At 68.8% G+C, this 12,773-nt stretch carries 7 protein-coding genes; 3 read left to right on the top strand and 4 right to left on the bottom strand.

Going from position 1 to position 12,773, the window contains the following annotated elements:
* The first annotated feature begins 234 nt into the window (after positions 1-234).
* The 3 genes from rpoB (at position 235) to ACWGKT_RS28870 (ending at position 8,607) form a co-directional block, all read left to right on the top strand.
* Entirely contained in the window at positions 235-3,720 is a 3,486-nt protein-coding gene (gene rpoB, locus ACWGKT_RS28880) for a DNA-directed RNA polymerase subunit beta (protein WP_453275998.1), read from the top strand.
* A 97-nt stretch (positions 3,721-3,817) separates the two neighbouring features.
* A complete protein-coding gene (locus ACWGKT_RS28875) occupies positions 3,818-7,717 on the top strand; it encodes a DNA-directed RNA polymerase subunit beta' (protein ID WP_356148720.1) in 3,900 nt (1,299 codons plus the stop codon).
* 170 nt (positions 7,718-7,887) lie between these two features.
* Positions 7,888-8,607: a hypothetical protein gene (locus ACWGKT_RS28870; protein WP_453275997.1), complete on the top strand. Its 720-nt coding sequence runs from the start codon at positions 7,888-7,890 to the stop codon at positions 8,605-8,607.
* 12 nt (positions 8,608-8,619) lie between these two features.
* On the opposite strand, the gene ACWGKT_RS28865 is transcribed toward ACWGKT_RS28870, so the two are convergent.
* The 4 genes from ACWGKT_RS28865 to ACWGKT_RS28850 all read right to left on the bottom strand — a co-directional run bounded on the left by ACWGKT_RS28865 (position 8,620) and on the right by ACWGKT_RS28850 (position 12,757).
* Positions 8,620-9,537 carry a hypothetical protein gene (locus ACWGKT_RS28865; RefSeq protein WP_453275996.1) on the bottom strand — a complete coding sequence of 306 codons (918 nt, stop codon included), beginning with the start codon at positions 9,535-9,537 and terminating at the stop codon, positions 8,620-8,622.
* Positions 9,538-9,596: 59 nt separating this feature from the next.
* Positions 9,597-10,877, bottom strand: coding sequence for a M48 family metalloprotease (locus ACWGKT_RS28860; protein ID WP_453275995.1), 1,281 nt, complete (start codon positions 10,875-10,877; stop codon positions 9,597-9,599).
* A gap of 84 nt (positions 10,878-10,961) precedes the next feature.
* Entirely contained in the window at positions 10,962-11,597 is a 636-nt protein-coding gene (locus tag ACWGKT_RS28855; protein WP_453275994.1) for a Pycsar system effector family protein, read from the bottom strand.
* Positions 11,594-12,757, bottom strand: a complete 1,164-nt coding sequence (locus ACWGKT_RS28850; RefSeq protein ID WP_453275993.1) for a PE-PGRS family protein — start codon at positions 12,755-12,757, stop codon at positions 11,594-11,596. Before ACWGKT_RS28850 ends, ACWGKT_RS28855 begins: the two co-directional genes overlap by 4 nt.
* Between the last annotated feature and the right edge of the window lie 16 nt (positions 12,758-12,773).

Genomic DNA, 12,773 nt, shown 5'->3' with positions numbered 1-12,773 from the left:
GCAGGCGTTTGAGGACAACGAGGGTCTCTGAAAATCGGGACTGGACATCAGTGTGCCAAGTGGCTACACTGACCCTTTGCGCTGCCTGTTAGCTGGCCCCTGCCCGTCACCAGGGGTCTGCCCTCACCCGAGCATCGATGACCAAGTAGTCCCTGACCTGGGATCTTCGTCTCCGTGCGAAGGAGAGGGGCCGGCACGCGCGTAGTGAGTCCGAGCCCTCGGAAGGACCCCCTCTTGGCCGCCTCGCGCAATGCCTCGACCGCGAATATGAACAACGGCGCCAGCACCGCCCCGCTGCGCATTTCCTTTGCAAAGATCAAGGAGCCTCTTGAGGTTCCGAACCTGCTCGCGCTGCAGACCGAGAGCTTTGACTGGCTCCTCGGCAACACCGCCTGGCAGACTCGGGTCGAGGAGGCTCTGGAGAACGGTCAGGACGTCCCCACCAAGTCCGGTCTGGAGGAGATCTTCGAGGAGATCTCCCCGATCGAGGACTTCTCCGGGTCGATGTCGCTGACGTTCCGGGACCACCGCTTCGAGCCGCCGAAGAACTCGATCGACGAGTGCAAGGAGCGCGACTTCACGTACGCCGCGCCGCTCTTCGTCACGGCCGAGTTCACCAACAACGAGACCGGTGAGATCAAGTCCCAGACGGTCTTCATGGGCGACTTCCCGCTCATGACGAACAAGGGCACGTTCGTGATCAACGGCACCGAGCGTGTCGTGGTGTCGCAGCTGGTCCGTTCGCCCGGTGTCTACTTCGACTCCTCCATCGACAAGACGTCCGACAAGGACATCTTCTCCGCCAAGATCATCCCGTCCCGGGGTGCCTGGCTGGAGATGGAGATCGACAAGCGCGACATGGTCGGTGTCCGTATCGACCGCAAGCGCAAGCAGTCCGTGACCGTCCTCCTGAAGGCGCTCGGCTGGACGACCGAGCAGATCCTCGAGGAGTTCGGCGAGTACGAGTCCATGCGCGCCACCCTGGAGAAGGACCACACTCAGGGCCAGGACGACGCGCTGCTCGACATCTACCGCAAGCTGCGTCCGGGCGAGCCCCCCACGCGTGAGGCCGCGCAGACGCTTCTGGAGAACCTGTACTTCAACCCGAAGCGTTACGACCTCGCCAAGGTCGGCCGCTACAAGGTCAACAAGAAGCTGGGTGCGGACGCTCCGCTCGACGCGGGTGTCCTGACCGTCGAGGACGTCATCTCGACGATCAAGTACCTGGTGAAGCTGCACGCCGGCGAGACCGAGACGGCCGCCGACAACGGTCAGACGATCGTTGTCGAGACGGACGACATCGACCACTTCGGCAACCGTCGTCTGCGCAGCGTCGGCGAGCTCATCCAGAACCAGGTCCGCACCGGTCTGGCTCGTATGGAGCGCGTCGTGCGCGAGCGCATGACCACGCAGGACGTCGAGGCGATCACGCCGCAGACCCTGATCAACATCCGGCCGGTCGTCGCCTCCATCAAGGAGTTCTTCGGCACCAGCCAGCTGTCCCAGTTCATGGACCAGAACAACCCGCTGTCCGGGCTGACGCACAAGCGTCGTCTGTCCGCGCTCGGCCCGGGTGGTCTGTCCCGTGAGCGGGCCGGCTTCGAGGTCCGTGACGTGCACCCCTCGCACTACGGCCGCATGTGCCCGATCGAGACCCCCGAAGGCCCGAACATCGGTCTGATCGGCTCGCTCGCCTCCTACGGCCGGGTCAACGCGTTCGGTTTCGTCGAGACCCCGTACCGCAAGGTCGTCGACGGCCAGGTCACCGACGAGGTGGACTACCTGACCGCCGACGAAGAGGACCGCTTCGTCATCGCGCAGGCCAACGCCACCCTCACGGACGACCTGCGGTTCGCCGAGAACCGCGTCCTGGTCCGCCGTCGTGGCGGCGAGGTCGACTACGTCGCCGGTGACGACGTGGACTACATGGACGTCTCGCCGCGCCAGATGGTGTCGGTCGCGACCGCCATGATCCCGTTCCTCGAGCACGACGACGCCAACCGTGCCCTCATGGGCGCGAACATGATGCGTCAGGCCGTTCCGCTGATTAAGTCGGAGGCCCCGCTCGTCGGCACCGGCATGGAGTACCGCTCCGCCGTCGACGCCGGCGACGTGGTCAAGGCCGAGAAGGCGGGTGTGGTCCAGGAGGTCTCCGCGGACTACATCACCACGGCCAACGACGACGGCACGTACATCACGTACCGCCTGGCCAAGTTCGCCCGCTCCAACCAGGGCACCTCGGTCAACCAGAAGGTCATCGTCAACGAGGGCGACCGGATCATCGAGGGCCAGGTCCTCGCCGACGGTCCGGCCACCCAGCACGGCGAGATGGCGCTGGGCAAGAACCTGCTCGTGGCGTTCATGCCGTGGGAGGGTCACAACTACGAGGACGCGATCATCCTGTCGCAGCGCCTCGTGCAGGACGACGTCCTCTCCTCGATCCACATCGAGGAGCACGAGGTCGACGCCCGTGACACCAAGCTCGGCCCCGAGGAGATCACCCGGGACATCCCGAACGTCTCCGAGGAGGTCCTCGCCGACCTCGACGAGCGCGGCATCATCCGCATCGGTGCCGAGGTCGTCGCCGGTGACATCCTCGTCGGCAAGGTGACCCCGAAGGGTGAGACCGAGCTGACCCCCGAGGAGCGCCTGCTGCGCGCGATCTTCGGTGAGAAGGCCCGTGAGGTCCGTGACACCTCGCTGAAGGTGCCGCACGGCGAGATCGGCAAGATCATCGGCGTCCGCGTCTTCGACCGCGAGGAGGGCGACGAGCTTCCCCCCGGTGTGAACCAGCTTGTGCGCGTGTACGTGGCGCAGAAGCGCAAGATCACCGACGGTGACAAGCTCGCCGGCCGTCACGGCAACAAGGGTGTCATCTCCAAGATCCTGCCGATCGAGGACATGCCGTTCCTGGAGGACGGCACCCCGGTCGACATCATCCTCAACCCGCTGGGTGTCCCGTCCCGAATGAACCCGGGACAGGTCCTGGAGATCCACCTCGGCTGGCTCGCCAGCCGCGGCTGGGACGTCTCCGGGCTGGCGGACGAGTGGGCGCAGCGCCTCCAGGCGATCGGCGCCGACTCCGTCGCTCCCGGCACCAACGTCGCGACACCGGTCTTCGACGGTGCGCGCGAGGACGAGCTCGCGGGTCTGCTGCAGCACACCATCCCGAACCGCGACGGCGAGCGCATGGTGCTCCCGACCGGTAAGGCGCGGCTGTTCGACGGCCGTAGCGGTGAGCCGTTCCCGGACCCGATCTCGGTCGGCTACATGTACATCCTGAAGCTGCACCACCTGGTCGACGACAAGCTGCACGCCCGCTCGACCGGTCCGTACTCGATGATCACCCAGCAGCCGCTGGGTGGTAAGGCGCAGTTCGGTGGCCAGCGCTTCGGTGAGATGGAGGTGTGGGCGCTGGAGGCGTACGGCGCCGCCTACGCCCTCCAGGAGCTGCTGACCATCAAGTCCGACGACGTCACGGGCCGCGTGAAGGTCTACGAGGCCATCGTCAAGGGCGAGAACATCCCCGAGCCCGGCATCCCCGAGTCCTTCAAGGTGCTCATCAAGGAGATGCAGTCGCTCTGCCTGAACGTGGAGGTGCTGTCCAGCGACGGTATGTCCATCGAGATGCGTGACACCGACGAGGACGTCTTCCGCGCTGCGGAGGAGCTCGGCATCGACCTGTCCCGGCGCGAGCCGAGCAGCGTCGAAGAGGTCTGACGGGAGTCCGGCGGGGCCCTTACCCACAGGGCCCCGCCGACCCCCAGGCCCCCGTTTCAGACCACAGACTTACGACCCTGAGAGGGATTGACGCATAGTGCTCGACGTCAACTTCTTCGACGAGCTCCGGATCGGCCTGGCCACCGCGGACGACATCCGTCAGTGGAGCCACGGCGAGGTCAAGAAGCCCGAGACCATCAACTACCGCACCCTCAAGCCCGAAAAGGACGGACTCTTCTGCGAGAAGATCTTCGGTCCGACCCGGGACTGGGAGTGCTACTGCGGCAAGTACAAGCGCGTCCGCTTCAAGGGCATCATCTGCGAGCGCTGCGGCGTCGAGGTCACCCGCGCCAAGGTGCGCCGTGAGCGGATGGGCCACATCGAGCTGGCCGCGCCCGTCACGCACATCTGGTACTTCAAGGGCGTCCCGTCGCGCCTGGGCTACCTGCTCGACCTGGCCCCGAAGGACCTGGAGAAGGTCATCTACTTCGCGGCGTACATGATCACGTACGTCGACGAGGAGCGCCGCACGCGCGACCTGCCCTCCCTGGAGGCGCACGTCTCCGTGGAGCGTCAGCAGATCGAGAACCGCCGCGACGCCGACCTGGAGGCCCGCGCCAAGAAGCTCGAGGCCGACCTGGCCGAGCTGGAGGCCGAGGGCGCCAAGGCCGATGTGCGCCGCAAGGTGCGCGAGGGTGCCGAGCGCGAGATGAAGCAGCTGCGCGACCGTTCGCAGCGCGAGATCGACCGCCTCGACGAGGTCTGGACCCGCTTCAAGAACCTCAAGGTCCAGGACCTGGAGGGCGACGAGCTCCTCTACCGCGAGCTGCGTGACCGCTTCGGCACGTACTTCGACGGCTCGATGGGTGCCGCGGCGCTGCAGAAGCGCCTGGAGTCCTTCGACCTGGAGGAGGAGGCGGAGAAGCTCCGCGAGATCATCCGCACCGGCAAGGGCCAGAAGAAGACCCGTGCGCTGAAGCGGCTGAAGGTCGTGTCTGCCTTCCTGCAGACCTCCAACAGCCCCAAGGGCATGGTCCTCGACTGCGTGCCGGTCATTCCGCCGGACCTGCGTCCGATGGTGCAGCTGGACGGTGGCCGCTTCGCGACCTCCGACCTGAACGACCTGTACCGCCGCGTGATCAACCGCAACAACCGTCTGAAGCGCCTGCTGGACCTGGGTGCTCCGGAGATCATCGTCAACAACGAGAAGCGCATGCTTCAGGAGGCTGTTGACGCCCTCTTCGACAACGGTCGTCGTGGTCGCCCGGTGACGGGCCCCGGCAACCGCCCGCTGAAGTCCCTCAGTGACATGCTGAAGGGTAAGCAGGGTCGATTCCGTCAGAACCTGCTCGGCAAGCGTGTGGACTACTCCGCGCGTTCCGTGATCGTCGTCGGTCCGCAGCTGAAGCTGCACCAGTGCGGTCTGCCCAAGGCCATGGCGCTGGAGCTCTTCAAGCCGTTCGTGATGAAGCGCCTGGTCGACCTGAACCACGCGCAGAACATCAAGAGCGCCAAGCGCATGGTGGAGCGCGGCCGCACGGTCGTGTACGACGTCCTCGAAGAGGTCATCGCCGAGCACCCGGTGCTGCTGAACCGTGCTCCCACCCTGCACCGCCTCGGCATCCAGGCCTTCGAGCCGCAGCTGGTCGAGGGCAAGGCCATCCAGATCCACCCGCTCGTCTGCACCGCGTTCAACGCGGACTTCGACGGTGACCAGATGGCCGTGCACCTGCCGCTGTCCGCGGAGGCGCAGGCCGAGGCCCGCATCCTGATGCTGTCCTCGAACAACATCCTCAAGCCGGCCGACGGCCGTCCGGTGACGATGCCGACCCAGGACATGGTCCTCGGTCTGTTCTTCCTCACCACCGACGGCGAGCTGCGTGACACCAAGGGCGAGGGCCGGTCCTTCGGCTCCACGGCCGAGGCGATCATGGCGTTCGACGCCGGCGAGCTCGCGCTGCAGTCGCCGGTCGACATCCGCTTCCCGGTGGGCACCATCCCGCCGCGCGGCTGGACCCCGCCGGCGCAGGAGGAGGGCGAGCCGGAGTGGCAGCAGGGTGACACCTTCCGCCTGCGGACGACCCTGGGCCGTGCGCTCTTCAACGAGCTGCTGCCCGAGGACTACCCGTTCGTCGACTACTCGGTGGGCAAGAAGCAGCTCTCCGAGATCGTCAACGACCTGGCCGAGCGCTACCCCAAGGTCATCGTGGCGGCGACGCTCGACAACCTGAAGGCGGCCGGCTTCTACTGGGCGACCCGTTCCGGTGTCACCGTGGCCATCTCCGACGTCGTCGTTCCCGAGGCGAAGAAGGAGATCGTCCGCGGCTACGAGGCGCAGGACGAGAAGGTCCAGAAGCAGTACGAGCGCGGTCTGATCACCAAGGAAGAGCGCACGCAGGAACTCATCGCGATCTGGACCAAGGCGACCAACGAGGTCGCCGAGGCGATGAACGCGAACTTCCCCAAGACGAACCCCATCTTCATGATGGTTGACTCGGGTGCCCGAGGAAACATGATGCAGATGCGGCAGATCGCCGGTATGCGTGGTCTGGTGTCGAACGCGAAGAACGAGACCATCCCGCGTCCGATCAAGGCCTCGTTCCGTGAGGGCCTGTCCGTGCTGGAGTACTTCATCTCCACGCACGGTGCCCGTAAGGGTCTCGCGGACACCGCCCTGCGTACCGCCGACTCGGGTTACCTCACCCGTCGTCTGGTGGACGTCTCCCAGGACGTCATCATCCGCGAGGAGGACTGCGGCACCGAGCGCGGCCTCAAGCTCCACATCGCGGAGCGCGGCGCGGACGGCGTCCTGCGCAAGGCGGACAACGTCGAGACCAGCGTGTACGCACGTGCGCTGGCCGAGGACATCGTCGTCGACGGCGTGGTGCTGGCCCCGGCCAACACCGACCTGGGCGACGTCCTCATCGACGAGCTGGTCAAGCACGGCATCGAGGAGGTCAAGACCCGCTCGGTCCTGACCTGCGAGTCCGCCGTCGGCACCTGCGCCATGTGCTACGGCCGCTCGCTGGCCACCGGCAAGCTGGTCGACATCGGTGAGGCGGTCGGCATCATCGCCGCCCAGTCCATCGGTGAGCCCGGTACCCAGCTGACGATGCGTACCTTCCACACCGGTGGTGTGGCCGGTGACGACATCACCCAGGGTCTGCCGCGTGTCGTCGAGCTCTTCGAGGCCCGTACCCCGAAGGGTGTCGCCCCGATCTCCGAGGCGGACGGCCGTGTCCGTATCGAGGAGACCGAGAAGACGAAGAAGATCGTCATCACGCCGGACGACGGCAGCGACGAGACGGCGTTCCCGATCTCGAAGCGTGCCCGGCTCCTGGTCAGCGAGGGCGAGCATGTCTCGGTGGGCCAGAAGCTCACCGTGGGTGCCACCAACCCGCACGACGTGCTGCGCATCCTGGGTCAGCGTGCCGTCCAGGTCCACCTGGTCGGCGAGGTCCAGAAGGTGTACAACTCGCAGGGTGTGTCGATCCACGACAAGCACATCGAGATCATCATCCGGCAGATGCTCCGCCGCGTGACGATCATCGAGTCCGGCGACGCCGAGCTGCTGCCCGGCGAGCTGGTCGAGCGCTCGAAGTTCGAGCACGAGAACCGTCGTGTGGTCCAGGAGGGCGGTCACCCGGCCTCCGGTCGTCCGCAGCTCATGGGTATCACCAAGGCCTCGCTGGCCACGGAGTCCTGGCTGTCGGCGGCGTCCTTCCAGGAGACGACGCGAGTCCTCACCGACGCGGCGATCAACGCCAAGTCCGACTCGCTCATCGGCCTCAAGGAGAACGTCATCATCGGTAAGCTCATCCCGGCCGGTACGGGTCTGTCCCGCTACCGCAACATCCGGGTGGAGCCGACCGAGGAAGCCAAGGCAGCGATGTACTCGGCCGTCGGTTACGACGACATCGACTACTCGCCGTTCGGCACGGGCTCCGGCCAGGCCGTCCCGCTGGAGGACTACGACTACGGTCCGTACAACCAGTAAGGCGCACGCCTGAACCACTGAAGGGCGGTCACCCCACGGGGTGGCCGCCCTTCGGCGTTGTTCGGGCGTTCTTTCGAGTGATCGCGTTGCGTGGCCGATCGCGGCCGGCGCGCTCCCGGCAGCCGGTGTGCGAAGTTGAGGGCCCGAGCCGGACCGGAGGTGTCCACGCCATGGTGTCTGTGACGGCCCGCGGGATCGCCGTGGCCGCGACGATCGCCGCGGTGGCGGTGACGGCGGGCTGCAAGGACAAGGATCAGGGCCAGGAGTCCGGCGACGGGGTCACGGCACAGCCGTCCTCGTCGGAGTCGGCGCCGGGCATGCCGACCGAAACCAACGGCGGCGGCTCCCCGGTGGGACACGTCTCCCTCTTCCCGGGCAGCGACTCCGGGGATTCCGCGGACGAGAGCGGTTCGGCGATCGATCTGCCCGGCGCGCAGGTGGGTGAGCCCACGGGCGGAACGGTGTCCATCGAGAACAACACGGACGAGCCCAAGCCCCTTCAGGACGTCGCGGCCGGCGGGGACACCGACGGGACCACGGTGATCACCGAGGACGGCTGTTCCGGGACGACGCTGCAGCCCGGCGAAACCTGCGAGGTGGGGGTCCAGCACACCGCGTCGCAGCCGGGGCCGTACTCCGCTCAGCTGACCGTGACGACCCCGGCGGGCACCATCACCGTCCCCGTCTCCGGCAGGGCGACCGGGCCCACGACGACCACCCCGGACACGACCGCCGCCACGGAGACGGGGACGCCCACGGACACGCTCACCACCTCGTCCCCGCCCACGACCACGACCTTCGGGCCCACCGACTCCGACACCACGGTCGGCCCGACGCCGGCGCCCGATGAGTCCGGTGAGTCCGATGACACGGACCTCGGTACCCCCTGAGATCCGCCGCTGTCACGACCCCCGGATCTCCACCCAGAGGTTGTCGTTGTCGGGCAGGACCACCACGTCGCGGTCGTCGTAGGAAGAGGAATAGGAGACCAGGTAGTAGCGGGTCTGCGACTTCGCGACGATGCGGAAGCCGCGGTATTCGTACCGGTAGGGCCCACTGCGGCTGCCCAGGTCGAAGGGGGTGATGTTCTTGGCGTGGTGGGGGAGGGGGACGCGCGAATGCACCACCACCCACGGGCTGTCCCGATAACCCCGCTTCGTCTCGGCGATGGCATTGCCCCGCCCGACCGCTCTCGCGTACCGCGCCATGTCGAAGAACAGGCTCATCGTCAGCACCCCGATGAGCAGGGCGCCGCCCGCCAGCCACAGCCGATCGCTGGTGCGCGCCTGCGGATTCCCCATTCCCGTGCCCTGGCCGAGGCGCAGTTGCACGGCGAAGAAGGCCAGCGTGGCGCCGAGGGCCATCACCAGGCACGGCGCGAACTGACGCGGACGGCCCTCGGGGAGCGGGAACAGCAGCCGATCCGAGTAGAAGACCGGGGAGCTCAGCAGCACCATGACCAGTCCGACGGCGCCCAGCCAGCGGATCGCCGTACGGCGCCGGGCCGCGTGCGCGGGCAGGGCCAGCCGGTGCCCCACCCAGCCGAGCGCCAGCAGCACGATCAGGCCGCACATCAGCAGGAGCCACAGCGGGAAGAAGATCGCGCTGGCGCTGTTGGCCAGGATGCTCTGGACGGAGAATCCGAGGTCCTCCGGGAGCACGCCGAGGGCGGTGTAGTACGCCTTGGTGTAGACGCTGCCGAAGTAGTAGAGCAGGCCGACGACGACGGTCCCGGGGGCCAGGATGTACGCCGCCTTCTCCAGCGAACCGAACATCGGCGGGCGTGACGGCGGTCGTGCGGGCTCCTGCGGCGCGGGCATGGCCCCAGTCTGTTCGCCCGGGACCGGGCCCGCACGCGCGGTGGCTCCGCCCGGCTGACTCAGCGGCCGAGCCGCAGATACGGCTCCAGCCGGGACAGCCGGGTGGCGTGGTCGGGGTGGGTGGACAGCAGGCGGGCCATCGGGCCCGGCCGTTCCAGGCGTTGGCCGGCCGCGGTGGCGCGGGCGACCTCGGCGTCCTCCTCGGCCTGCAGATGGTGGAGCACCTCGGCCATCGGCCGGGCGAAGCCGAGGTCGGCCGCCTGCTGGTCCGCCCGCAGCTCGCCCTGCCGTCCGGCGTAGGCGAGCAGGTACGGCGCGAGGAGCAGCGGCAGCGTCACGTACCAGACGCCGACCACGGCGAAGATCACGACCGTGCCCATGAGCAGCACCAGGAACCCGGTCGCGAGCAGGGAGAACCGGCTGGCCACGTACACCGCGAGGGCCGCCAGGGCCTTGGTGACGGCCCAGGCGATCCGGCCGGGCAGCGAGTACCAGTAGCCGAGCAGCCCCGCCCAGGAGTGACCACCGGTGTGGTGGCCGAGTTCATGGGCGAGTACGGCGGCGAGGTTGGCGCTCGGGATCTCGTTCAGCGCGTACGTCGTGACGCCGACGACGTGTCCGGCGACCGCGGCCGCGTTCAGGTCGTCGCTGTTCTCCACCATCAGCTCGTACGAGCGGGCGTCTATGCCGGCCCGGGCGGTGACCTCGCGCCACACCGGCTCCAGCCGGGTCAGCTCGTAGGCCGTCGGCGTCCTGAGCTTCAGCACCTTGCGGGCGAAGAGGAGTTCGGCGGGCCGGTAGAACACGAGCCCTCCACTGGCCAGCCAGCCGAGCACGGCTGTCCACCCGACGACCGTGCCGCCGAGCCACGCGGCCACGGCCCCCACCACGACCCCGCTCACCAGCGCCCCCGGCACATGCACGATCAGCCGCCCCACGGCGGTGGCGTCCGCCCCGCGCTGGTGCGCGGCGACGTGGACCCGGGAGCCGCGGTGCCGGTAGTCGAGGTCGTCCGGGGCGTGCGTGGGGGCGGGGGGCTGCGGTGCCGCGGGGGGTGGGGCGTAGGCCGGCGCGGTGGGCTGGAACTGCGGGGGCGTGGGGTACGACGACGGGGCGGCCGGGTAGTGCGGGGCCGCGTCCGTCGGGTACTGCGGGGGAGGGGGCGTCGGGTAGGTGGGCGCGGTCGGCGCCGTGGGGTATGAGGGTGCCGGGTACGGGGGTGCGGGGTACGTGGGCTCCGCAGGCTGGGGAGGCTCGGAGTACTGGGGCGGTGGGGAGTAGTACGGCGGCTGGTGGGGCTCGGGCGGCTGCTGGGGATAGGGGTCCGGCGTGCTGGGCATGGGGACGGTTCCTTGTCTTGGCGTCTTGGCGTCTTGGCGTCTTGGCGTGAGCGTGTGCGGGTGAGCGTCGGGGCGTGAGCGGGGTCAGCCGATCAGGAGCGCGGTGGGGAGCAGGACCGTTCCGGTGCAGAAGGCGATCAGACCGGTGCGGATCCACTGGTGCTTGCGGGCGGCGATACGGCTGGTCTCGACGAGGGCCGCGGTGAGTCCGGCGGCGGGGTCGCGGTCGGTGTCCGCGAGCGCGTCGGCCAACAGGCCCGCGCGTACGGCCTGTTGGACGTCGCCGAAGTAGCAGAGGGGCTGACCCGGGGTCCAGACGCCGGAGCGGTACCGGGGCAGGACGGCGAGCAGCAGCGCGAACAGGGACAGGGCGAGCGCGAGCGCGCCGGCCCACCACACCCAGGTCCCCGGGGCGGACAGTTCCTCCGGCCCCCAGTTCCGCCCCGCCACCAGCCCGGTGAACACACCCGCGGTCATCCCCAGGGCCGCGACCAGCACGGACGCCTTGCTGTCCGCGCGCGCGATCTCCCCCCGCATCTCGACGAGCAGCCGCTCGGCGGCACTCGCACCGGCCGCGGTGCCGGGCGCCTGGGGTGGGACGCCCGGCGTGGGCGTGGGCGTGGGCGTCGGTGTCGGTGTCGGCGGGTTGGTCCGGTTGGTTCCGTTGGCTCCGCCGGCCGGGTTCCCCGGTGTGTTCGGCGTACCGTCGGGGGTCCTCATGCCGGCTCCGGGCCCGAACCGTCGGGCGGCGGCGGGACGTCCGCCCGGGGCGGTGCGGACGGCGAGGGCATCGGCGGGGTGACGGGCACCGGCCCCGATATCGCGCCCCCGTACGGCGCGGCTCCCGCCGTCCCCTGCCCCGCCTCCCCCGGATAGGACGGCCCCGGCACCGCCCCCGGCGGCAGTGCTCCCGGTGCCTGCGCGCCCGGAGTCGTCTCGCGCATGCGCAGGATCGTGTCGACCTCCTGGCGGATCTGTTTCAGGGACTCCGCCTTCTGGTAGTCCTCCAGGCCGTCTCCGCCGATGAGCTCCAACTGGGCCTTGATGAAGGTCAGCTGGTCCTTGTGGATGCTGTCGATGACCATCCGCGTGTCCTCGGGATGGGCGGCGAGATGCAGGGCCCAGGCGCCGACCCCGCCGTACTGGAGATGGTGCTGGTAGAAGTGGAGCTTCTCGGCGACCAGTTGCTGATGCTGCCGCTGCCGCAGCACCTCCAGCTCGTACTGCTGATGCGCCTGCCGCAGCCGGAACTCGTGCTCCGGATCGAGCATCTCCGACTCGTAGCGCAGCGTCCGCCGCCGCTGCCGATGGGCGATCGCCTCGTCGTCGAGACGTAACCGCACCACGCAACTGACCGCGAGCCCGGTGCCCGCCGCGAACCCGCCCGTCTCCACGACCTGTTGGACCGCCGACTCCGCCGAGGAGCTGTCCTCGATGGGGAAGCGCCGGCTCACCGGCCGGGCCAGCTGCTGCAGCTCCCGGGTCAGCCGGGTCGGCACGTCCCGCTCCCCGCTGCGCACGTACGCCTCCGGGTCCCGCACCCGCCAGGTCAGATCCGCCGTCGCGCCGAAGGAGAACGCGTCGTCGTCACTGGGCAGGAGGAGGTCGAGCTGCACCGGATGGCTGCCCATGTCGACCTCGTACACGGAGGTGTAGCGGCGGGTCGCCGCGTCCGTACGGCTGGGCCGGTGCGGCGGGATGTACGCGTCGTACGCGCCCCCGGCCGTGGCGAAGACCAGCGCGTGGTCGATCGCGCCGACCGGCCGGCGCGTGGTGTAGTCGAAGCGCGAGATGGGCCGCACGGTGAGCACCGGGTCGATCAGTGTGCTGTGCCGGTCGGCCTGTTGCTGCCACTCCGGCTGACGGCGGAAGTCCGCCATGGGTCAACTCCTAGGG

Source organism: Streptomyces sp. NPDC054794, from assembly GCF_053611585.1.
The sequence above is the reverse complement of the archived record's forward strand: the minus strand, read 5'-3'. Positions and strand labels throughout refer to the sequence as shown.

What these genes read in the sequence shown, in the direction of transcription:
- ACWGKT_RS28850 (WP_453275993.1), bottom strand. Translation starts at nt 12,757, where the DNA reads ATGGCGGACTTCCGCCGTCAGCCGGAGTGGCAGCAACAGGCCGACCGG.
- ACWGKT_RS28860 (WP_453275995.1), bottom strand. Translation starts at nt 10,877, where the DNA reads ATGCCCAGCACGCCGGACCCCTATCCCCAGCAGCCGCCCGAGCCCCAC.
- ACWGKT_RS28865 (WP_453275996.1), bottom strand. Translation starts at nt 9,537, where the DNA reads ATGCCCGCGCCGCAGGAGCCCGCACGACCGCCGTCACGCCCGCCGATG.
- ACWGKT_RS28855 (WP_453275994.1), bottom strand. Translation starts at nt 11,597, where the DNA reads ATGAGGACCCCCGACGGTACGCCGAACACACCGGGGAACCCGGCCGGC.
- ACWGKT_RS28870 (WP_453275997.1), top strand. Translation starts at nt 7,888, where the DNA reads ATGGTGTCTGTGACGGCCCGCGGGATCGCCGTGGCCGCGACGATCGCC.